This is a genomic window from Streptomyces sp. RerS4, assembly GCF_023515955.1.
GTDB lineage: Bacteria > Actinomycetota > Actinomycetes > Streptomycetales > Streptomycetaceae > Streptomyces.
In genome coordinates this window covers 1,654,518-1,675,919 of the sequence record NZ_CP097322.1, presented here as the reverse complement: position 1 = coordinate 1,675,919, position 21,402 = coordinate 1,654,518, and the positions used below count along the sequence as shown (strand labels likewise).

At 73.0% G+C, this 21,402-nt stretch carries 21 protein-coding genes, 2 tRNA genes and 1 pseudogene; 13 read left to right on the top strand and 11 right to left on the bottom strand.

Annotated elements, in window-relative coordinates:
• Nucleotides 1–102 precede the first annotated feature (102 nt).
• The 4 genes from M4D82_RS07710 to M4D82_RS07695 all read right to left on the bottom strand — a co-directional run bounded on the left by M4D82_RS07710 (nt 103) and on the right by M4D82_RS07695 (nt 1,739).
• Nucleotides 103–399: a hypothetical protein gene (locus M4D82_RS07710; RefSeq protein ID WP_249765321.1), complete on the bottom strand. Its 297-nt coding sequence runs from the start codon at nt 397–399 to the stop codon at nt 103–105.
• Nucleotides 400–483: 84 nt separating this feature from the next.
• Nucleotides 484–792, bottom strand: coding sequence for a DUF202 domain-containing protein (locus tag M4D82_RS07705; RefSeq protein ID WP_249765320.1), 309 nt, complete (start codon nt 790–792; stop codon nt 484–486).
• Nucleotides 793–809: 17 nt separating this feature from the next.
• Nucleotides 810–1,208, bottom strand: coding sequence for a YidH family protein (locus M4D82_RS07700; protein WP_249765319.1), 399 nt, complete (start codon nt 1,206–1,208; stop codon nt 810–812).
• Nucleotides 1,209–1,217: 9 nt separating this feature from the next.
• Entirely contained in the window at nt 1,218–1,739 is a 522-nt protein-coding gene (locus M4D82_RS07695; protein WP_249765318.1) for an NUDIX hydrolase, read from the bottom strand.
• 84 nt (nt 1,740–1,823) lie between these two features.
• Here M4D82_RS07695 and M4D82_RS07690 point away from each other — a divergent pair, with 84 nt between their 5' ends.
• Nucleotides 1,824–3,479, top strand: coding sequence for an FAD-binding dehydrogenase (locus M4D82_RS07690; RefSeq protein WP_249765317.1), 1,656 nt, complete (start codon nt 1,824–1,826; stop codon nt 3,477–3,479).
• Between the two features lie 33 nt (nt 3,480–3,512).
• On the opposite strand, the gene M4D82_RS07685 is transcribed toward M4D82_RS07690, so the two are convergent.
• Entirely contained in the window at nt 3,513–3,950 is a 438-nt protein-coding gene (locus tag M4D82_RS07685) for an ASCH domain-containing protein (protein ID WP_249765316.1), read from the bottom strand.
• A gap of 262 nt (nt 3,951–4,212) precedes the next feature.
• Here M4D82_RS07685 and M4D82_RS07680 point away from each other — a divergent pair, with 262 nt between their 5' ends.
• From M4D82_RS07680 to M4D82_RS07670, 3 genes are all read left to right on the top strand, one after another.
• A complete protein-coding gene (locus M4D82_RS07680; protein ID WP_249765315.1) occupies nt 4,213–5,163 on the top strand; it encodes a hypothetical protein in 951 nt (316 codons plus the stop codon).
• Between the two features lie 87 nt (nt 5,164–5,250).
• The gene (locus M4D82_RS07675) at nt 5,251–6,795 is read left to right on the top strand and encodes an APC family permease (protein WP_249765314.1); all 1,545 of its coding nucleotides are present in this window, start codon (nt 5,251–5,253) and stop codon (nt 6,793–6,795) included.
• 220 nt (nt 6,796–7,015) lie between these two features.
• Nucleotides 7,016–8,455, top strand: coding sequence for an amino acid permease (locus M4D82_RS07670; RefSeq protein ID WP_249765313.1), 1,440 nt, complete (start codon nt 7,016–7,018; stop codon nt 8,453–8,455).
• A gap of 152 nt (nt 8,456–8,607) precedes the next feature.
• Here M4D82_RS07670 and M4D82_RS07665 read toward each other — a convergent pair.
• Nucleotides 8,608–8,692 (bottom strand) — tRNA-Leu (locus tag M4D82_RS07665).
• Between the two features lie 143 nt (nt 8,693–8,835).
• Nucleotides 8,836–8,920: transfer RNA gene (locus M4D82_RS07660), tRNA-Leu, on the bottom strand.
• Nucleotides 8,921–9,091: 171 nt separating this feature from the next.
• Between M4D82_RS07660 and M4D82_RS07655 the strand changes: the two genes are divergently transcribed.
• From M4D82_RS07655 to M4D82_RS07645, 3 genes are all read left to right on the top strand, one after another.
• A complete protein-coding gene (locus M4D82_RS07655) occupies nt 9,092–10,417 on the top strand; it encodes a M20/M25/M40 family metallo-hydrolase (RefSeq protein WP_249765312.1) in 1,326 nt (441 codons plus the stop codon).
• A 137-nt stretch (nt 10,418–10,554) separates the two neighbouring features.
• Entirely contained in the window at nt 10,555–10,788 is a 234-nt protein-coding gene (chpH, locus tag M4D82_RS07650) for a chaplin ChpH (RefSeq protein WP_249765311.1), read from the top strand.
• 179 nt (nt 10,789–10,967) lie between these two features.
• The gene (locus tag M4D82_RS07645) at nt 10,968–11,630 is read left to right on the top strand and encodes a chaplin (RefSeq protein ID WP_249765310.1); all 663 of its coding nucleotides are present in this window, start codon (nt 10,968–10,970) and stop codon (nt 11,628–11,630) included.
• Nucleotides 11,631–11,670: 40 nt separating this feature from the next.
• Here the strand turns inward: M4D82_RS07645 and M4D82_RS07640 are convergent, their stop codons facing one another.
• On the bottom strand, nt 11,671–11,859 hold the full coding sequence (locus M4D82_RS07640; protein WP_249765309.1) for a DUF5703 family protein: 189 nt from the start codon (nt 11,857–11,859) through the stop codon (nt 11,671–11,673).
• A 47-nt stretch (nt 11,860–11,906) separates the two neighbouring features.
• Between M4D82_RS07640 and M4D82_RS07635 the strand changes: the two genes are divergently transcribed.
• A complete protein-coding gene (locus M4D82_RS07635; RefSeq protein WP_249765308.1) occupies nt 11,907–12,581 on the top strand; it encodes a hypothetical protein in 675 nt (224 codons plus the stop codon).
• A gap of 51 nt (nt 12,582–12,632) precedes the next feature.
• Here M4D82_RS07635 and M4D82_RS07630 read toward each other — a convergent pair.
• Both M4D82_RS07630 and M4D82_RS07625 read right to left on the bottom strand, forming a co-directional pair.
• Nucleotides 12,633–14,920 (bottom strand): annotated as a pseudogene (locus M4D82_RS07630) (helix-hairpin-helix domain-containing protein).
• A gap of 53 nt (nt 14,921–14,973) precedes the next feature.
• Nucleotides 14,974–15,957 (bottom strand): aldo/keto reductase, encoded by a 984-nt coding sequence (locus M4D82_RS07625; RefSeq protein ID WP_249765307.1) that lies wholly within the window; start codon nt 15,955–15,957, stop codon nt 14,974–14,976.
• Nucleotides 15,958–16,075: 118 nt separating this feature from the next.
• On the opposite strand from M4D82_RS07625, the gene M4D82_RS07620 reads away from it, so the two are divergent.
• Nucleotides 16,076–17,125 carry an LLM class F420-dependent oxidoreductase gene (locus M4D82_RS07620; RefSeq protein WP_249765306.1) on the top strand — a complete coding sequence of 350 codons (1,050 nt, stop codon included), beginning with the start codon at nt 16,076–16,078 and terminating at the stop codon, nt 17,123–17,125.
• A gap of 204 nt (nt 17,126–17,329) precedes the next feature.
• Entirely contained in the window at nt 17,330–18,118 is a 789-nt protein-coding gene (locus tag M4D82_RS07615; protein ID WP_249765305.1) for a ferritin family protein, read from the top strand.
• A gap of 12 nt (nt 18,119–18,130) precedes the next feature.
• Here the strand turns inward: M4D82_RS07615 and corA are convergent, their stop codons facing one another.
• The gene (corA, locus tag M4D82_RS07610) at nt 18,131–19,123 is read right to left on the bottom strand and encodes a magnesium/cobalt transporter CorA (protein WP_249765304.1); all 993 of its coding nucleotides are present in this window, start codon (nt 19,121–19,123) and stop codon (nt 18,131–18,133) included.
• Nucleotides 19,124–19,177: 54 nt separating this feature from the next.
• Here corA and M4D82_RS07605 point away from each other — a divergent pair, with 54 nt between their 5' ends.
• From M4D82_RS07605 to M4D82_RS07595, 3 genes are all read left to right on the top strand, one after another.
• Nucleotides 19,178–19,885, top strand: coding sequence for a histidine phosphatase family protein (locus M4D82_RS07605; RefSeq protein ID WP_249765303.1), 708 nt, complete (start codon nt 19,178–19,180; stop codon nt 19,883–19,885).
• Between the two features lie 107 nt (nt 19,886–19,992).
• Entirely contained in the window at nt 19,993–20,583 is a 591-nt protein-coding gene (locus M4D82_RS07600) for a DUF3090 domain-containing protein (RefSeq protein ID WP_249765302.1), read from the top strand.
• A gap of 20 nt (nt 20,584–20,603) precedes the next feature.
• Nucleotides 20,604–21,389 (top strand): SCO1664 family protein, encoded by a 786-nt coding sequence (locus tag M4D82_RS07595; RefSeq protein WP_249771556.1) that lies wholly within the window; start codon nt 20,604–20,606, stop codon nt 21,387–21,389.
• Nucleotides 21,390–21,402: the final 13 nt, after the last annotated feature.

The following is a 21,402-nucleotide window of genomic DNA, read 5'->3' as shown; positions in this document are numbered from 1 at the left end:
CTCTCCCCGGGTCGTTTTGACGGACGATCGGCATCCTGCCGGCCGCCGCCCGGCCCGGGGAGAGCGGGTGGGGGAGTGGGAGAGGGTGGGGGAGGGTGGACGTCAGTGGTCGTCGTAATGGCCGTCGTGCTCGGCGTGTCGGTGCCCGTCGTGCAGGTAGTCGACGTGGTCGCCGTGCCTGACGGACTCGTGGCCGCAGTCCGCGCCGTGCGCGTGCGGGTGCACCTCGTGGGTGCTGTGGCCCGGGGCCTCGCACTCGTCCCAGTGCCCTGAGTGCTCCCGGTGCAGATGGCCGTCGTGCGCGTAGTCGACGTGGTCGCCGTGCGGCACCTTCGGGTGCCCGCAGTCCGGACCGTGGGTGTGGGCGTGCAGGGGGTGTTCCTGGTGCAGGGTCGTCATGGCGCCGAGGCTAGTCCCGTTCGACCCCTCGCGCCCGCTCTGTCCCACTTCGTGTCGCCGTCCTACGTCAGCCCCTCGGACGATTCAGAAGACGAGCGCCACCGCCAGCAGGGCCAACGCCACCGTGCACGCCACCAGCGCCGACGCCGCGCGCGGCGCCAGAGCGGCCGGCCGCGGCGCCGCCAGGGACCGGATCCGACGGTGCGCCAGGCCCAGGAACGCCAACCAGACCAGCGCCACCACCGCCGCGCCGAGCACCTCCGGCGGCGAAGCGGAGCCGTGCAGCGCCTGGCGGATCGCCAGCACGGCCACCACCGAACAGGCCAGGGTCGTACGCCGCCACGCCAGCCGCGTCCGCTCGGGCTGCAACCCGGCGTCCCGGGCCTCACCCACGGCGGGACCGGACCCGCTCACCGCCCCGTCGTCCAACCCAGCAGCACGACCACCACCATCGCCACCGCGACCAGCCCCACCCCCAGGCTCAGCACCACCGGGAACCGCGACAGCGGCAGGTCCTCACCCCGGCGCATCGCCCGCTCGCACCGCGCCCAGTGGTTCACCGCCCGCAGCGCGCACGCCGCGCCCACCGCCAGCAGGGCGAACGCCATCGAGACCCGCACCCCCCACCGCAGGTCCGGCAGGAACTGGTCCACCGCGAACCCGCCGCCCACCAGCGCCAGCGCGGTCCGGATCCAGGCGAGGAAGGTCCGCTCGTTGGCCAGCGAGAACCGGTAGTCCGGGGTGTCGCCCTCGTTCCTCAGCCGCTGCGGCGCGAACCAGAGGCGCACGTCCTTGACGAAACCGATCATCAGACCAATCTACGGGGACCCGGCCCGCCACGCCTCCAGCCGCCGCCACGCCTCCAGCCCGTCCGGCACCCACGGCCACACCCCGTCCGCGACCCGCCGCCCCAGCTCCCGCGGCGACAGCCACGCGTGCCAGTCCACCTCCGACTCCTGCGGAGCCACCGGCAGGTCGCACCGCACCTCGTGCACGTACGACCACCACGTCCCGCCCGGACCCTCGTACAGGAACTTGAACAGCGGCGCCGGCCGCTCCAGCCCGCTCACCCCCAGCTCCTCCGAGGCCTCCCGCAGCGCCGCGTCCGCGTAGTCCTCCCCGGTGCCCAGCACCCCGCCCACGAACATGTCGTAGTGGGAGGGGAACACCAGCTTCGACGCCGTCCGCCGGTGGACGAAGATCCGCCCCCGCTCGTCCGTGGCCAGCACGAACACACACCGGTGGATCAGCCCCCGGCGGTACACCTCGCCCCGGGGCGCCCGTCCGATCACCCGGTCGTTGCGGTCCACCACGTCCAGTACCTCATCGGCAGCGCTCACGCCCTCATCCAACCACCGCTGTTGACGGGTTACCGCTCCGTAGCCAAGGATCTGCCCCACCACCGACCGGAGGACGGGCAACGCATGACGTACGACGCTGACGTGATCGTGATCGGAGCGGGCCTCGCCGGCCTCGTGGCCACCGCCGAGCTCGTCGACGCGGGACGCAAGGTGATCCTCCTCGACCAGGAACCCGAGCAGTCGATCGGTGGCCAGGCCCACTGGTCCTTCGGCGGACTGTTCTTCGTGGACTCGCCCGAGCAGCGCCGCATGCGCGTCAAGGACAGCCACGCCCTCGCCCTCCAGGACTGGTTCGGCACCGCCGGCTTCGACCGCGAGGAGGACGCCTGGCCCCGCCGCTGGGCCGAGGCCTACGTCGACTTCGCGGCCGGCGAGAAGCGGCCCTGGCTGCACGCGCAGGGCGTCCGCTTCTTCCCGGTGGTCGGCTGGGCCGAGCGCGGCGGCTACGACGCGGGCGGCCCCGGCAACTCCGTCCCCCGCTTCCACATCACCTGGGGCACCGGCCCCGGCCTCGTGGAACCCTTCGAACGCCGGGTCCGTGCCGGCGTCGCCCGCGGGCTCGTACGGCTCGCCTTCCGCCACCGCGTCACCGGCCTCGCCGGCACCGCCGGCGCCCTGGACACCGTCACCGGTGAGATCCTCGCGCCCTCCCCGGCCGTACGGGGCACCGCGAGCGGCCGTGAGGCCACCGGCACGTTCACCCTGCGCGCGCAGGCCGTGATCGTCACCAGCGGGGGCATCGGCGGCAACCACGACCTGGTGCGCGCCCAGTGGCCCGCCCGCCTCGGCACCCCGCCCCGGCGCATGCTGTCCGGGGTCCCGGCGCACGTGGACGGGCTGATGCTCGGCATCGCCGAGCGCGCGGGCGCCAGTCACATCAACAAGGACCGGATGTGGCACTACACCGAGGGCATCGAGAACTGGAACCCCATCTGGGCCCGCCACGGCATCCGCATCCTGCCCGGCCCCTCCTCGCTCTGGCTGGACGCCACAGGCAAGCGGTTGCCCGTACCGCTCTTCCCCGGCTTCGACACCCTCGGCACCCTCGACCACATCACCCGCACCGGCCACGACCACACGTGGTTCGTCCTCAACGAGCGGATCATCGGCAAGGAGTTCGCCCTCTCCGGCTCCGAACAGAACCCCGACCTGACGGGGAAGTCCATACGGGGCGTCGTCGACCGCGCCCGCCAGGCCGTCCCCGCGCCCGTCCGGGCCTTCATGGACCACGGCGCGGACTTCGTGGTCGAGCGTGACCTCGCCGCCCTGGTCCGCGGCATGAACGCCGTCACCGAGCAGGACCTGCTCGACGAGGCCACCGTCCGGCGCGCGATCGTGGCCCGCGACCGGGAGGTCGTCAACCCGTTCACCAAGGACCTCCAGGTGACGGCCATCCGCGGCGCCCGCCGCTACCTCGGAGACAAGCTCATCCGCACCGCCGCCCCCCACCGGATCCTCGACCCCGAGGCCGGCCCGCTCATCGCCGTCCGGCTCTCGATCCTGACCCGCAAGTCCCTCGGCGGCCTGGAGACCGACCTCTCCTCCCGCGTCCTGACCCCGTCCGGCGAACCGCTTCCCGGGCTGTACGCGGCCGGCGAGGCCGCCGGCTTCGGCGGCGGAGGCGTCCACGGCTACCGCGCCCTGGAGGGCACCTTCCTCGGCGGCTGCCTCTTCTCCGGCCGCGCGGCGGGACGGGCGGCCGCCGCCGCCACGGCGTGACGACGCGGCGCGACGCGCAGGGAGCCTATGGGGTCAGCCCGGGAGCCGGAACGGGCCCTCGGCGATGCGGAAACGCTCCGTGACCACCGGCGTGCCGTCGTCCACCGTGAAGTGCGGGTCGCCCACCGCCGCCCGCACCGCTTCGCTGTGCCAGAAGCGTTCGTGTGCCGTGCGCCATTCGGCCACGGACCCGTAGCCCTCCCCTTCGTCCAGCGCGTGCCGCAGATCCACCTCGGCCAGCGGCAGGACGCGTACCTCCGTCACCTCCAGCACCGCCACCACCCGATCCTCGGAGTCCACCAGCGCCACCCGCTCGCCCGGCTCGGGCAGCGGCTCGTCGGCCGCCCGGTAGTCCTGCAGCAGCCCGGTCGTGGTGGTCTTCGCCCCGCTCAGTACCGCCGCCACCAGCTGGTCCCGCAGCGGACCGGGGAAGCCCAGCTCGTACGGGCGCAGTTCCTCACAGCTCGTCATGTGATCACCCTACGAGCGCGTCCGGTTTCCCTCCATCGGGTTAACGGGTCGCCACATCCGTCCCAACTCGTCCACCTTCCCCACCCGTTGAAACCCGCCACCCAGCGGGACGGACCTTGACGCGGAGCTGTGCCTACCGGTTTGCTGTGCGTGATCATCCGGTGCCGGTACGGGTACGATCCGCCCGCACCACCCCGAGCCCGCCCCGTACGCCCCCGCGTACGGTGTCCACCCGCGCCCGCGTCCTGAAGGGAATCAGCGGATGTCCCCGCCTCCGCCGCCTCTCGGCCGCGCCCGCAAGCGGGACGCCCAGCTCTTCGACCCCGCCCTGTGCGACACCGAACTGGTCGATGTACGCGCCCAGTTCGCCCAGGGTCGGTGGGCCCGGGTCCGTTCCCTGCTGGTCGCCACCGGCGACGACTGGGACCGCCGGGGCCACCGCGTCGTCGTCCTCGCCGAGACCCCGGCCGCCACCGCCTGGGCCCGCGAATGGCTCCTCGCCGAACCGGACAGCGCCGACGCCGCCACCCTCCTGGCCTGCGCCTCCGTCTTCACCGCCCTGCGCCGCAAGGGCACCCCCGAGGCCGCCGACGAGGCCTGCCGCCGCGCCGCCGCCCTCCACCCGGCCGACCCCACGCCGTGGCTGGGCCTGCTGCTGCTCACCCGCGCCTTCGGCACCGAAGAGGACTTCAGCCGCCACTTCGACCAGGTACGGGCCCGCCACCGCGAGCACCACCACGCCCACCACCTCATGGTCGCCAAGCTCGCCGAACGCACGCCCGCCGCCGGCCTCGACCCCCTGCACGAGGTCTACGACTTCGCCGCCTGGGCCGCCGAGGAGTCCCCGGCCGACTCCCCGCTCGCCGTCCTGCCCGTCATCGCCCACGCCGAGCGCTACCGGGTCCTCGCCGCCGACCGGGGCCGCTCCCTGCCCGAGGCCGCCGTGGAGCACTGGACCGGCCGGCGCGCCCGCCAGGTCCTGCGCGCCGCCTTCGACTGGTGGCTGGAGTGGGAACGCGACGACCACCCGCGCAACCGCGTCGACCTCAACTTCCTCGCCCACGCCAAGCTCTGCGAGGGACGCCCCGCCGAGGCCGCCGCCCTCTTCCACCGGATCGGCAGCCACGCCACCCGCGCCCCCTGGTCCTACCCGGACCGCGACCCCCACAAGGCCTTCCTCGCCGCGCGCAGCGCCGCACTCGGCACCGCCTAGAGGTCGCCGGTCACCAAAACCCCCAGCCCCGACGGTCCGCCGCACCCGGACCGACCCACGGACCGACACCCCCGAAAGGACCCCGCCATGCCGACGGGCAGATCCACCACGCTTCCGGCCCAGGCCGAGATACGCACGTACAAGGGCCAGGACCGGGCCCTGCGCGCCGACCGACTCGGCACCGCCGGACTGCTGCTCTCCGTCCTCGCCGCCAGCGCACCCCTGATGGTCGTCGCCGGTGTCATGCCCACGATCTTCGGGGTCATGGGCATCGTCGGTCAGCCGCTGCTCTTCGTCATCCTCGGCGTCGTCCTCGCCCTGTTCGGCATCGGCTACGCCGAGATGAGCCGACACGTCCACAACGCCGGCGCCTTCTACGCGTACATCGCGCGCGGCCTCGGGCCCACCGCCGGCGCCGCCGCCTCGCTCGTCGCCCTCGTCGCCTACAGCGCCATGCAGGTCGGCGTCTACGGCATCCTCGGCTTCGAGATCTCCGGCCTCTTCGCCACCTACCTCGACACACAGCTCGCCTGGTGGATCCCCGCCCTCCTCGCGGTCGCCGCCACCGGCGCCCTCGGCTGGCTGAAGATCGACCTCAACGCCAAGGTGCTCGGCGTCCTGCTCCTCGTCGAGTGCGCCCTCGTCGTCATCTTCGACGTCGCCGCCCTCGGCAAGCCCGGACCCGAAGGCCTCTCGCTCAGCGCCTTCGACCCCGCCACCCTCTCCGGCGCCGGCCTCGGCACCGCCCTGTGCTTCTGCATCGCCGCCTTCGTCGGCTTCGAGCAGTCCCCGGTCTACGCCGAGGAGACCAGCAAGCCGCACATCGTCGTCTCCCGCGTCATGTTCCTCGCGGTGGGCTTCGTCGCCCTCTTCTTCGCCCTGAGCGCCTGGGCCCTGACCGTGGCCACCGGACCCGGCGCCGTCGTCAAGGCCTCCGCGGAGGCCGGTCCGGGCCTGCTCTTCGAGCTCACCCAGACCCGCCTGGGCGCCGGCTTCACCGACGTCCTGCACGTGCTCTTCGTCACGGGCATGTTCGCCGCGATGCTGAGCTTCCACAACGTCGTCGCCCGCTACGCCTTCGCCATGGGCCGCGAGGGCCTCCTGCCGGCCCGCTTCGGCCGCACCAACGCGGGCACCGGCGCACCCGCCACCGGCTCCCTCCTCCAGACGGTCATCGCCGCCGTCGTCGTCCTCGCCTTCGCCTTCACCGACGACATGCCGATCGGCGACCCCACGACCCCCGTCCTGCACCTGTTCACCTGGATGGGCAGCGTCGGCGCCCTCGGTGTGACCGCCCTCATGGCCACCGCCTCCTTCGCCGTCATCGCGTTCTTCGTCCGCCGGGGCACCGCCGGCGCCCAGGTGTGGCGGCTCGTCGCGGCGGGCCTCGCCGGCGTCGCCCTCGTCGTCATCGTCATCTACACCGTGAAGGACTTCGGCGTCCTCGTCGGTGCCGAGGAGGGCTCCGCGCTGCCTTGGACCCTGCCCGCGATCATCCTCGTCGCCGCCCTGGCCGGACTCGTCCACGGCCTGCTCCTGAAGTCCCGCCGGCCCGAGGCGCACGCCCGGATCGGGCTCGGGAACGAGGCCTTCCGCCTCGACCAGGCCGCGGAGGCCACCCCGCGCGACTGAGGCCCCCAGCCTCCGATCCAAGCCCCCACGACGCCCCCGGCGACCGTTTCCAAGGTCGCCGGGGGCTCGCGTGCTTCAGGGGCCGATTTTGGCGGGTGGCCGAACCTCATGGTCTCCTGGGGCGACAAACTCACCGGAAGGCGGCACGGGGGACACCACCCAGCTCCCCGCGCGCCGCCGCCGAAACCTGCCTGTCCCACCCACGAAGGCGAAGTCCCGTATGAGTGACCGCACCTTGACCGAGGCCCCCGCCGCGGCGCCCGCCCGCCCCGTCGACGCAGGTGACGAGGGCTACAGCAAGGACCTCAAGTCCCGCCACATCAACATGATCGCGATCGGCGGGGCGATAGGCACCGGCCTGTTCCTGGGCGCCGGTGGCCGCCTCGCCGGCGCCGGTCCCTCGCTGGCCATCGCCTACGCGGTGTGCGGCGTCTTCGCCTTCTTCGTGGTCCGCGCCCTCGGCGAGCTGGTCCTCTACCGCCCGTCCTCCGGAGCCTTCGTCTCCTACGCGCGCGAGTTCATGGGGGAGAAGGGCGCCTACACGGCCGGCTGGCTCTACTTCCTCAACTGGTCCACCACCACCGTGGCGGACATCACGGCCGCCGCGACCTACGCCCACTTCTGGTCGATGTTCACCGACGTCCCCCAGTGGGTGCTCGCCTTCATCGCCCTGGCCGTCGTCCTCACCGCGAACCTGATCTCGGTGAAGTACTTCGGCGAGATGGAGTTCTGGTTCTCCCTGGTCAAGGTCGCCGCCCTGGTGATCTTCCTGATCGTCGGCATCTACCTCGTCGCCACCAGCCACGACATCGGCGGCACCACCCCGGGCCTCGCCAACATCACCGACAACGGCGGTCTCTTCCCCACCGGCGTCCTGCCGATGCTCCTGGTCGTCCAGGGCGTGGTCTTCGCGTACGCCTCCGTCGAGCTCTGCGGCGTCGCCGCCGGCGAGACCGAGAACCCCGAGAAGATCATGCCGAAGGCGATCAACTCGATCATGTGGCGCGTCGGCCTCTTCTACGTCGGCTCCGTGGTCCTGCTCGCCCTGCTGCTGCCGTACACCGCCTACTCGGCCGACCAGAGCCCCTTCGTCACCGTCTTCGACAAGCTCGGCATCCCCGGCACCGCGGGCATCATGAACCTGGTCGTCCTGACCGCCGCCCTCTCCAGCCTGAACTCCGGCCTCTACTCCACCGGCCGCATCCTGCGCTCGATGGCCATGTCCGGCTCCGCCCCCAAGTTCACCGGCGTCATGAACAAGGGCAAGGTCCCCTACGGCGGCGTCCTGTTCACCGCCGCCTTCGGTGTCGCCGGCGTCGGCCTGAACTACTGGATGCCCGGCGAGGCCTTCGAGATCGTCCTCAACCTGGCCTCCATCGGCATCCTCGGCACCTGGGCCATGGTCATGCTCTGCTCGCTCTTCTTCTGGCAGCGCTCCCGCAACGGCCTGGTCGAGCGTCCGTCCTACCGCCTCCCGTGGGCCCCGTACACCCAGATCGTCACCCTGATCTTCCTGGCGACCGTCCTGGTGCTCATGTGGATGGACGGCGGCGTCGGCCGCACCACGGTCATGTTCCTCCCGGCCATCGCCGCCGCCCTGGTGGGCGGCTGGTTCCTGGTCCGCCGCCGGGTCGCCGAACTGGCCGCCCCCCGCGACTGACCCCTTCCCGCACGCACACGAGGCCCCCGGGGCCGGGATCCCTCCCGACCCCGGGGGCCTCGTCGTACACCCGGACCCGCCGTCACGCCGGGTGTCGGGGGGAACGAAGAAGGACCCCGCCGAAGCGGGGTCCTTCTCGTGTTGCCTTGCTGTGTCCGAGGGGGGACTTGAACCCCCACGCCCGATAAAGGGCACTAGCACCTCAAGCTAGCGCGTCTGCCATTCCGCCACCCGGACCGGGTGTGTCTCTCGCGTCCCTTCCGGGCCGTTGCGACGAGGGAAACATTACCAAACATTCCAGGTCCGCCGTCACGCCGGGTGTCGGGGGGAAACGAGGAAGGACCCCGCCGAAGCGGGGTCCTTCTCGTGTTGCCTTGCTGTGTCCGAGGGGGGACTTGAACCCCCACGCCCGATAAAGGGCACTAGCACCTCAAGCTAGCGCGTCTGCCATTCCGCCACCCGGACCGGGTGTGTCTCTCGCGTCCCTTCCGGGCCGCCGCGACGTGGAAAACATTACCAAACACTCGGGGTCCTCGATCACACCCCCCGGTGGCCGGCGTTCGGCCTTGGGGAGACGGGCCCGGCGCGCGAGGATGGAGGGCAGGCAGCCGGTACCGATCAGTGGGAGGAAGCAGCGTGAGCTCAACAGGCGCGGGCAAGGGCATCTCCGGCCAGGACGAGGTCGTCGACCTCTGCCGGGACCTCATCCGGATCGACACCAGCAACTACGGGGACCACTCGGGCCCCGGCGAACGCAAGGCGGCCGAGTGGGTCGCGGAGAAGCTCGCCGAGGTCGGGCTGGAGCCGCAGATCTTCGAATCGCACAAGGGCCGCGCCTCGACGGTGGCGCGCATCGAGGGTGAGGACCCCTCCCGCCCGGCGCTGCTGATCCACGGCCACACCGACGTGGTTCCGGCCAACGCCGCCGACTGGACCTACGACCCCTTCTCGGGCGAGATCGCCGACGGTTGCGTGTGGGGCCGCGGCGCCGTCGACATGAAGGACATGGACGCGATGACGCTGGCCGTCGTACGCGACCGCATGCGCAGCGGGCGCAAGCCTCCCCGCGACATCGTGCTGGCCTTCCTGGCCGACGAGGAGGCCGGCGGCGTCTACGGCGCCCGCCACCTCGTCGACAAGCACCCCGGCCTCTTCGAGGGCGTCACCGAGGCCATCGGCGAGGTCGGCGGCTTCTCCTTCACGGTCAACGAGAACCTGCGCCTCTACCTCGTGGAGACCGCCCAGAAGGGCATGCACTGGATGCGCCTCACGGTGGAGGGCACCGCGGGCCACGGCTCCATGACGAACAACGACAACGCCATCACCGAGCTGTGCGAGGCCGTCGGCCGCCTCGGCCGCCACCAGTGGCCGGTGCGCGTGACCAAGACCGTACGGTCCTTCCTCGATGAACTCTCCGACGCGCTCGGAACCCCGCTCGACCCCGACGACATGGACGCCACGCTCGCCAAGCTCGGCGGCATCGCCAAGATGGTCGGCGCGACGCTGCGCAACTCCGCCGCCCCGACCATGCTCGGCGCCGGCTACAAGGTCAACGTCATCCCCGGCCAGGCCACGGCGCACGTCGACGGACGCTTCCTGCCGGGCTACGAGGACGAGTTCTTCGCCGACCTCGACCGGATCCTCGGCCCGCGCGTGAAGCGCGAGGACGTCCACGGGGACAAGGCCCTGGAGACGGACTTCGACGGCCGTTTGGTCGATGCCATGCAGGGCGCCCTGAAGGCGGAGGACCCCATCGCGCGGGCCGTGCCGTACATGCTGTCCGGCGGCACCGACGCGAAGTCCTTCGACGACCTCGGCATCCGCTGCTTCGGCTTCGCCCCGCTCCAACTGCCCCCGGAACTCGACTTCGCGGGCATGTTCCACGGAGTAGACGAGCGCGTCCCGGTCGAGGGCCTGAAGTTCGGCGTTCGCGTGCTCGATCGATTCATCGACGAGGCGTAACGCCGAAGAATCGCGAAGGTGTGCGCATTCCACTGAGAAGAGTGAATGCGCTCATACGCTCGTAGCCCTGGTGAACCCTCCTCGTTACAGGTGGTGCGGTCCGCGGCTGGGACCGCACTTGCCTACTAGGAGGAACAATGCTCAAGAAGGTTGTCGCCGCTGCGGCTGCCACCGGTGGTCTGGTTCTCGCGGGTGCGGGTCTGGCCGTCGCCGACGCCGGTGCCCAGGGTGCGGCCATCGGCTCCCCCGGCGTCCTGTCCGGCAACCTGGTCCAGGTTCCGGTCCACGTCCCGATCAACGCCTGCGGCAACACGGTCAGCGTGATCGGCCTGCTGAACCCGGCCTTCGGCAACACCTGCGTCAACGCCTGACGCGACGGAAAGTTCTGGCCCCGGGACGCATTCCAGCGTTCCGGGGCCGCCGGGCTTTCGGGCCCGGAATCTCACTTTTCGGCACATCAGGCAGGGGAGCCTGGCCGAAACCCGCACACACCAGGGGACGAGTACAGATGCGACGACCGGTTCAGGTCACGAGGAAGACACTGATCACGATGGCGGCCGCGGGGGGTGTCCTCGCACTGGCCGGTGGTCAGGCGCAGGCGGACGCCGGCGCCTCCGGGCAGGCCGCGAACTCACCGGGCGTGCTGTCCGGGAACAACGTGCAGGCACCGGTGAACGCTCCGGTGAACGTCTGCGGCAACACGATCGACGTGATCGGCCTGCTGAACCCGGCCTTCGGCAACAGCTGCGCCAACGACGCGGGCAAGCCGGGTCACCCGGAACACCCCGGCCACCCGGAACAGCCGGGGAACCCGGGCACGCCGGGAACGCCGGGCAACCAGAACCCCGGCACGCCGGGCGGACAGAACCCCGGGACGCCCGGTGGTCAGACCCCCGGCGGTCAGACGCCGGGCGGTCAGACGCCCGGCACCCCGGGCGGTCAGCAGCCCGGCGGCGGCCAGACTCCGGGAAAGCCGGGCACGCCCGGAACACCCGGGACTCCGGCCACCCCGAGCACTCCGGCAACCCCGGCCACGCACACCCCCACCACCCCGGCCGGGCACACGCCCGACACGGGCCGGAGCGGTGACGTCCAGGCACCCAGCCTCGCAGCCACCGGCGCCGGGGACGCCCTGACGGCCGGGATTCCGCTCGCGGGCGGCCTGTTGCTGGCCGGAGCCGTGCTCTACCGCCGCGCCCGCCAAGCGGCCTGACGCGGACTCACGACGCGGGTCCCGGCTGCCGGGGCCCGCGTCACCACGTCGCCCGGACCTGGCGGATGATCCGGCGGCGCAACCGTACGCGGCGGCTGCCGTCCCGGTGCAGGGTGAGGCGGTCGAGCTCCCAGTGCCCGTACTCCGCATGGTCGGTCAACAGTCGGGTCGCCTCCTGGCGGGGAACACCGCGAGGCACGTACACGTCGACGAATTCGTATTCCGGCATCGCATCTATTGTGCGGGCAGAGCCCCGCTACGGATAGCGTCTGCACTATGTCTGATGCCGCTCTGCCCACTGTTGCCGAGGTACGCGCCGCCGCCGAGGCGGTCAAGGCCGCTCTCGACCGTCACCTCGCCGCGGTCGAGAGCAGGATCGGGGACGAGGATCCGGCCGTCTACGCCGCCTTCAACGAACTCGCCGCCGCCGCCGAGGAGTACGACGAACTCCTCTACGACCGTTACGACGAGGTCACCCCCTTCGAGATCCCCACCCCCGAGGACGGCGTCCCGTACACCGGTCCCGCCGAGCCCGCCGCCTTCAGCGTGCTCATCCGCCGCGACTACGCCGTCGTGGAGCCGGCCCGACTGATCGCCCAGGCCGAACGCGTCGCCGCGCACGACCGTGACGCCGAACTCGTCGACGACGGCGGTACCGCCGGAGCCCTCGGGGTCCTCTTCGGGGAGTACGAGCCCGACGAGATCGCCTCCCGCTACAAGGAGTTCGGCCTCGACGAGGGCGACTCCACCCTGTGGATCGCCGCCCTGGAGGAAATGGCCGAACCCGGGGAGTGGCTCGGCTCGCCCTTCGGGCAGACCGACCCGCAGGACGTCCTGCACCGCTTCGACGTGAGCGCCGTCTTCGACGACGAGGAGCCGGACTTCTTCGAGGACGACGCCGACGACGTGGACGTCGAGGACACCACCGAGCCGGGGCTCACCCCCGCCTGAGCGGTAGCCCGTCGCCCCCGCCCGCCGCCGGGCGGGGGCCACCGGTCCGTCCTACGCGGGCGGTTCCTGCTGCGCCGCCGCCAGGGCCCGCAGCAGGCCCGTCAGGCGGGTCGTACGCGGCTTCGGCGGCACCTGGGCCACCGCGTGCGCGAGCGCCTGGTCGACGCCGTGCACCACCGACAGGTGCCGCTGCGCCCGGCCGAAGGCCGTGTACACCCAGTCCCGGGACAGGGCCTGCGCCGCGTCCCCCGGCAGGACGACCACCACCGCCGGCCAGCGCGCGCCGGCCGCCTGGTGCGCGGTCAGCGCCCGGCCGTGCCGCACCCGGGCCTCCACCAGCTCCCGCGCCACGACCATCCGCGCGCCCGCCGCGTCCTCCAGGTGCAGACCCCGCTCGTCGGCCGACACCACCCGGGCCGGCAGCGCCCGCCCGGGGGAGGGTACGTGGACCACCAGGTCGCCGGGGTCGAAGCCGCCGAACCGGCCGGGGCCGGGGTTCAACCGCTCCTTGAGGGCCGCGTTCAGCGCCCGGGTGCCCGCCGCACCGCCGTGGCCCGGGGTGATCACCCGTACGGCGTCCGCGGCGATACCGAAGGCGCGCGGCACCGACTCGGCGACCAGCTGCACCGTGCGGTGCACGGCCTCGCCGGCGTCCCGCACCGGGACGATGACGACCTCCTTGCCGGGGGCGTCGACCTGGTTCAGCTCCCCGATCCCGATCCCCGAGACCAGTTCGCCGAGGGGGCCGGGGTCGGGCGTGCGCGAGACCACCTGCGGGTGCGTCCGGGCCGCCAGGACATCGGCGAACACCCGGCCGGGCCCGGCCGAGCCGAGCACCCCGGGGTCGCCGGAGAGCACCAGACGGGCCCCGTCCGGTACGGACTCCACCAGGGCCGCGGCCGTCTCCACGTCGAGCTGCGGGGCGTCCAGGACGACGAGGAGGTCGAGGTCGAAGCGGCCCTCGGCGTCCCGGCCGGGCCCCTCCGTGCCCGCGAGCAGCCCCGCGACGGTGACGACGCCCGGCGCGGCGACGTGCGCGGCCGCGCAGACGCGCAGCCCCGCTCCCGGGCGCCGCCACCAGGGCCAGGGGTTCGGCGCGGGCGGCCTCGCCGCCGGTGTGCAGGACCAGGCCGTGGGCCGCGACGGCGCGGGCCAGTTCGGCGCCGGGGCCGGTGGCGGCGGGCGCGCCCGGGTCGGCCGCGCCGGTGAAGGTCGCGGACAGCCGGGCCAGGCCGTCGGCGAGGCTCTCCTCGGCCAGGGCGTACTCCTCCAGGCCCACGAGGAGGCGTACGGGCTGCTCCTCGTCCTCCCCGACGGGCTCGCCGAGGGGTTCGTGGAACACGAGCACCGCGCCGTCGCCGATGGCCGCCTCCAGGGCCTCGGCGGGGGCCGGAACGCCGTACTGGGTCAGGGCCTTCTCCAACAGCGGGGCCTCCAGGGCGGTGTGCCCCTTGAGGGCGGCCTGCGCGAGCAGCCAGGTCACCAGGGCGGCGGAGCGCCGCTCGTCGGCGGGACCGGCCTCGGGGCCCAGCAGGGCCTGCGCGAAGCCGTCGGCCTGCGCGGGGCGCACGCCGGGCAACGCGAGCAGCTGCCAGGGGTCCTCGGCGAGCCGCCCGGCGGCGCCTCGCCCAGCGCCAGCGCGGCCGGGGCGGCCAGCGCCTCGGGGCGCCACCGCGGGCCAGGACGGCCCGTACGTCGGCCACCTCTGCCTCGGAGGGCTCCGGGGCGGGCGGCGCGGCAGCCGGGCGGGGCGGCGGTGGGGGAGCGGGGGCCGCCTTGCGGGGCGTGGCCGGAGCCTCGTCGAAGAAGACGGCGGGCGGCTTCGCGCCGGCCTCCACGGCCCGTACGGCGGCCAGCAGATCGGCGGCCTTGCCGCTGAGCTTCCCGCCCGCCTCGACCGGAGCCTCCCGCTCGGCCTTCCGCCGCGCGATGCGCTCCCGCTCCACCCGCTGCGCCGCCAACTCGGCCTGCGCCTCACTCACCCCCGCCTGCCCAGCCGCCTGGTCGCCGGCAGCCTCCCCCTGCCCCGCCCCGGCCTCCCCGTCGCCGACTCCCGCCTCGCCTTCGCCCGCTGCGGCCGCCTGGCTGCCCACGGCTTCGCCCCGGCCCGGCCCGGCTTCCCCCTCGCCATCGCCGGCTTCCGCTTCGCCGGTTCCGGTCGCGCTGTCGGCCGCCCCGGCTGCCTGGTCGCCGGCGGCTTCGCCCCGGCCCGGCCCGGCCCCCGCGTCGTCGGCGGCGGCTTCCGCTTCCGCTTCGGCCTGCGGGGCTGGGGCGTTGGGCGACCGGGTCTCCGGGGCTTCGTGGCCGGGTGGAGCGGCGGCTGCTTCGGGCCCCTCGATCGCCTCGGGGGCGGCGGTGGGGCCGGCCGGGTCGGTGGCCTCGGGGTCCGTACTCACAACGTGCTCCAGTCCTGATCGGGGTAGCGGTGCACGGGCGCCGACACGTCGTCCAGAGCCCGGCAGATCTCCTCCGGAAGACTAAGGGCCTCCACCGACAGCGCCTCCCCCAGCTGCGCGGACGTCCGGGCGCCGACGATGGGCGCCACCACCCCCGGCCGGTCCCGGATCCACGCCAGGGCCACCTGGAGCGGCGTCACGCCCAAGCCCTGTGCGGCCGTCACCACCGCGTCCACGATCCGCCCGGCGGCCTCGTCCAGGTACGGCTCCACGAGCGCGGCCAGGGATTCCGACGCGCCCCGGGAGTCGGCGGGCGTGCCGTCGCGGTACTTGCCGGTGAGCACCCCGCGCCCGAGCGGCGAGCACGGCAGCAGCCCGACCTCCAGGTCGAGGGCGGCGGGCAGCACCTCCCGTTCCACTCCGCGTTGGAGGAGCGAGTACTCCATCTGCGTCGAGGCGAGCCGCGTCCGCGTGCCGGGGGCGGCCAACTGCCAGGTGGCGGCCTTCGCCAGTTGCCAGCCGCTGAAGTTGGACACCCCGGCGTAGCGGGCCCGGCCGCTGGCGACGGCGAGGTCCAGCGCCTGGAGGGTCTCCTCCAGCGGGGTGGCCGGATCGAACGCGTGGACCTGCCACAGGTCGACGTGGTCGGTGCCGAGGCGGTCGAGCGAGTCGTCGAGGGCGGCGAGCAGGTACCCGCGCGAGCCGTTGAACCGCCGGTCGGGGTCCGGCACGCTGCCGGCCTTCGTCGCGATGACCAGGTCCCGGCGCGGGACGAGGGAGCCCACCAGCTGCCCGAGCCGGTACTCGGCCTCGCCGCCGCCGTACACGTCGGCGGTGTCGACGAGCGTGCCCCCCGCGTTCCAGAACGTCTTCAACTGCTCGGCGGCGGCTTCCTCGCCGGTGTCGCGGCCCCAGGTCAGGGTGCCGAGGCCGATCCGGGAGACGCGCAGTCCGGTGCGGCCGAGATGCCTCTGCTCCATGAGCGCTGAGACTACTGGGGCACTGACGCGGCGCCGTCGGGCGCGCTACAGTCCCCGCAGACTCACGTTACTCACGGGTACAACGCACCGCGTGAACCGCATCGTAAGGGGACGACACATGAGGCTCGGTATCAATCTCGGCTACTGGGGTGCGGGCATGGACGCCGACAACCTCGCCGTCGCGCAGGAGGCGGACCGCCTCGGCTACGACGTCTGCTGGGCGGCCGAGGCCTACGGCTCCGACGCCGCCACCGTCCTCGCCTGGGTCGCCGCCCAGACCGAGCGCATCGACGTCGGCTCGGCTATCTTCCAGATCCCGGCCCGTCAGCCGGCCATGACCGCCATGACGGCCGCCACCCTCGACTCTCTCACCAAGGGCCGCTTCCGCCTGGGCCTCGGCGTCTCCGGCCCGCAGGTCTCCGAGGGCTGGTACGGCGTCAAGTTCGACAAGCCCCTCGCGCGCACCCGTGAGTACGTGGAGATCGTCCGCAAGGCGATGACCCGCGAGCGCCTCTCCTACGACGGCGCGCACTGGACGCTCCCGCTGCCCGGCGGCCCCGGCAAGCCGCTCAAGCTGACCGTGCACCCGGAGCGCGAGCACATCCCGCTCTACATCGCCGCCATCGGGCCGAAGAACCTGGAGCAGACCGGCGAGATCGCCGACGGCGCCCTGCTGATCTTCCCGGCCGCCGAGCACCTGGAGGAGACGGCCCTGCGGCACATCCGCGCGGGCCGCGAGAAGGCCGGGCTGACCATGGACGGCTTCGACGTCTGCCCGACCGTGCCGCTGGCCCTCGGCGAGGACGTGAACGGGCTCGCGGACATGTTCCGCCCGTACACCGCCCTGTACGTCGGCGGCATGGGCAGCGCCAAGCAGAACTTCTACAACCAGCTCGCCCAGCGCATGGGGTACGAGAAGGAGGCCGCCGAGATCCAGACCCGCTACCTGGCCGGCGACAAGACGGGCGCGGCTGCCGCCGTCCCGCACTCGCTGATCGACTCGACCACCCTGCTCGGCTCCGTGGAGCGGATCGCGGACGGGATGCGGGCCTACGCGGACGCCGGCGTCACCACCCTCACGCTCGCCCCGGCCGGCTTCACCCGGGACGAGCGCCTGGCGGCCCTGCGCGCGGGCACGGAGGCCCTGGAACTGGCGGGCCTGGCGTAGGGCTCTACGCCCCTGCGCCCGGACGAAGGAAGGTCTGCGGCCGTGGTGGGGGCTCGGGGGTCTTCCCCGCCACGGCCGACACCCCCACAACGCGCGGCCCGCTCCCGGGGTTACGCCCCGGGCGCCGCCGCTCGGTTCGTTCGTTCGGCCGAGTGGCGGTACCGCACGGTTGCCGGTCCGCTCCATCCGGATTTGACTCGTTCCATGCTCTCTGCCCGCAGCCTGTTCCGGGAGATCGTCGACCACGACGACTCCTTCCAGCTGTTCTGCTCCATCGCCGCCAACGGGGAGTCGCAGGGCGGCTGGGAGAACGCCCGCATCGCCGCCCTGGTCCCCGAGGGCATGCGCGAGCTCGCGCCCAAGATCACCCGACACGGCGCCGACGAGGACAAGCACGGTCGCATCTTCCAGGCCCTGCTGCGCAAGCGCGGTCTGCCCGCCGTCCCCGTGCCGCCCGAGACCGACTACACGATGCTGCTCGAACGCCGCGGCATCGGCCTCGCGCACGACAAACTGCGCCGCGAGGAGCCGCTGAGCGAGGAGGACATCGTCGTCTACCTCGCGCACAGCCGGGTCACCGAGCAGCGCGCCGCCGAGGAGATGATCATGCTCGTACGCCACTTCGGCGACGACCCGGAACTCGGCAAGGCCATCCGCATGATCAGCGACGACGAGGACAACCACCTCGCCTACTGCCACGAGGAGCTGCTGCGCCTGGCCCGCCGGGGACACGGCCGGACCATCCAGCGGGTCCTGCGCCAGAGCGCCCTCGCCGAGATCGCCGTCTACCGCGACGTCAGCCTCGCCGTCATGGACCACATGGGCCGGCTGCTGCGCTGGCCCGCGCCCAAGGCCGCCGCGCTGGCCGCCGGCATCCGCGGAATGTACGCGTACGAGCGCTTCGGCGGCTGGCACCGCATGGTCCGCCTGCGCCCGCCCGAGCGCAGGGACGCCCTGGGCGGCCGCCCCACCACCGCGCACGGGTTCGCGTAGCGGGCGAAGCCCTCAGAGCCAGCCGCGGCGCTTGAACATCCGGTGCAGGCTCAGACAGACGACCACCATCAGCACCACCACCGCCGGGTAGCCCCAGCTCCAGGTCAGCTCCGGCATGTGCTCGAAGTTCATCCCGTAGATGCCGGCGACCATCGTCGGGACGGCGGCCATGGCCGCCCAGGCGGAGATCTTGCGCATGTCGTCGTTCTGCCGCACGCCCATCTGCGCCAGGTGCGCGGCCAACGCGTCCGACAGCAGCCGGTCCAGGCCCTCGATGTACTCGTTCGCCTTGGTCAGGTGGTCGGCGACGTCGCGGAAGAAGGGCTGGGAGTGCTCGTGCACGAACGGCACCTGCCCGAAGGCCAGTCGGTCCATCGGCTGGAGCAGCGGGCTGGTGGCCCGGCGGAACTCCAGCACCTGGCGCTTCGCCGTGTAGATGCGCGCGGCCGTGTTCTTGGAGTCCGAGGCGGTCGGCGCGAAGACCTCCGCCTCCAGCTCCTCCAGGTCGCCCTGGAGCTCGGCCGCCACCTCGATGTAGTGGTCCACGACCGCGTCGGACACCGCGTACAGCACCGCCGTGGGCCCGTGCCGCAGCACCTCCGGCTCCTGCTCCAGGCGCCGGCGTACGGCGGCGAGCGCGGCCCCCTCGCCGTGCCGGACGGTCACCACGAAGGAGTCGCCCACGAAGACCATCAGCTCGTTCGCGGTGACGGTGTCCGACGCCTCGTCGTAGACCACCGGCTTCAGGACGACGAACAGCGAATCGTCGTAGACCTCCAGCTTGGGCCGCTGGTGGGCCGTCAGCGCGTCCTCGACCGCCAGCGCGTGCAGCCCGAACTCGCGGCTCACGTGGTCGAACTCCGCGGCCGTCGGCTCGTGCATCCCGATCCAGACGAAGGCGTCACCACTGGCGCGCGCCTCGTCGAGGGCGTCCGAGAAGTCGTCGGGCGCCGGCGAGCGGCGGCCGTCCCGGTACATCGCGCAGTCGACAATCACGCGGGGCATTCTCCCCCGAGCCGGCCCGGTCCGCACGTCGCCGCCACCGCATAGGGTGAGGCCATGGCCACGCTGATCCTCGTACGACACGGGCGGTCCACCGCCAACACCGCGGGTCTGCTCGCCGGCTGGACGCCGGGAGTAGCCCTTGACGAACGCGGCGCCGAACAGGCCGCCGCCCTGCCCGCGCGCCTGGAGGGCATCCCCCTCGCGGCCGTCGTCACCAGCCCGCTCCAGCGCTGCCGGGAGACCCTCGCCCCGCTGCTCGCCGCCCGCCCGGGGCTGGAGGAGCACACCGACGAGCGGATCGGCGAATGCCACTACGGCGACTGGTCGGGCCGCAAGCTCTCCGAACTCGCCGACGAGCCCCTCATGCGGATCGTCCAGCAGCACCCCTCGGCCGCCGCCTTCCCCGGCGGCGAGTCCATGCGCGCCATGCAGGCGCGCGCCGTGGACGCCGTACGCGAGTGGAACACCCGCGTCGAGGAGGAGCACGGCGCCGACGCCGTCTTCCTCGTGTGCTCCCACGGCGACATCATCAAGTCCCTGGTCGCCGACGCGCTCGGGATGCACCTCGACCTCTTCCAGCGCGTCCACGTCGATCCCTGCTCGGTCACCGCCATCCGCTACACCCCCACCCGTCCCTTCCTGCTGCGCCTCGGCGACACCGGCGACCTCGCCGGCCTCGCCCCCCGGCCGGCGCCGAGCGCCGAGTCCGAGGCCGAGCGCGGCGGCAACGCCGTCGTGGGCGGCGGCGCGGGCGCGGCCTGATCGAACGGCGCAGTAGGGTGGCAGGGCCAACACAAGAGCACGGCCCCGCCACTTCGCCAGACCCCTGTTCCACCCCATCCCGCCTCAGAAGACTTTGGAGACTGGACGTGCCCCGTCAGGTGTTCCTTTACGACCCGCCGGACCGCTTCGTGGCCGGCACGGTCGGTCTGCCTGGACGCCGTACGTTCTTCCTCCAGGCGTCCGCCGGTGCCCGCGTCACCAGCGTCTCCCTGGAGAAGACGCAGGTCGCGGCCCTGGCCGAGCGGATGGACGAGCTGCTGGACGAGGTCGTGCGCCGCACCGGGGGCAACGCCCCCGTCCCCGCCGTCGCCTCCACCGAGTCCGCCGACACCGACCCGCTCGACGTCCCCGTCGAGGAGGAGTTCCGCGTCGGCACCATGGCGCTCGCCTGGGACGGCGAGGAACAGCGCATGATCGTCGAGGCGCAGGCCCTCGTCGAACTCGACGCCGACTCGGAAGAGGATCTGGCCGAGGCGGAGGAACGCCTGCTCCAGGACGAGGAGAACGGCCCGCCCATGCTGCGGGTGCGGCTGTCCGGCGCGCAGGCCCGCGCCTTCGCCAAGCGGGCCCTGGACGTGGTCAACGCCGGCCGCCCGCCGTGCCCGCTGTGCAGCCTGCCGCTCGACCCGGAGGGACACGTGTGTCCGCGTCAGAACGGGTACCGGCGCCAGGTGTGAGCGCCGTGACCCCGAACCCCATGGAGGAGCTGCTCACCCGAGGTGAGCTGACGGTCCGCGGCCGCATCGCCGAGGCGTCGAACGCCGTCCTGCTCTGCACGGTGGCCTACGACGGCCGCAGCGCCGAGTGCGTCTACAAGCCCGTCAAGGGCGAGCGCCCGCTGTGGGACTTCCCCGACGGCAATCTCGCCCGGCGCGAGCGCGCCGCCTACCTGGTCTCCGAGGCCACCGGCTGGGGCCTCGTCCCCACGACGGTGCTGCGCGACGGCCCGTACGGGGAGGGCATGGTCCAACACTGGATCGACGCCGGAGAATCCCCGGAGGACGGCCTGCTCGCGCTGATCGAGGGCGAGGAGGCGGGGGAGGGGTGGAAACCGGTCGCGTTCGCCGAGGTCGGCGAGGGGCGCACGGCCCTGCTCGTGCACGCCGACGACCCCCGGCTGCGCCGCATGGCCGTACTGGACGCCGTGATCAACAACGGCGACCGCAAGGGCGGGCACCTGCTGCCCGCGCCCGACGGCAGGCTCTACGGCATCGACCACGGCGTGACCTTCCACACCGAGGACAAGCTGCGCACCCTGCTGTGGGGCTGGGCGGGGGAGCCGCTCACCGACGAGGCGCGCTCGGTCCTGGCCTCCCTGGAGGCGCAGCTGACCCCGCCGGCCCCGCTCGCCACCCGGCTGGCCGAACTGATCACGCCCGTGGAACTGGACGCCGTACGCGCTCGAGTGGCGCTGATGCTGCGTACGGGGACGCATCCGAAACCCTCGGGACAGTGGCCGGCGATCCCTTGGCCACCGGTCTGACCGGGCCGAACGT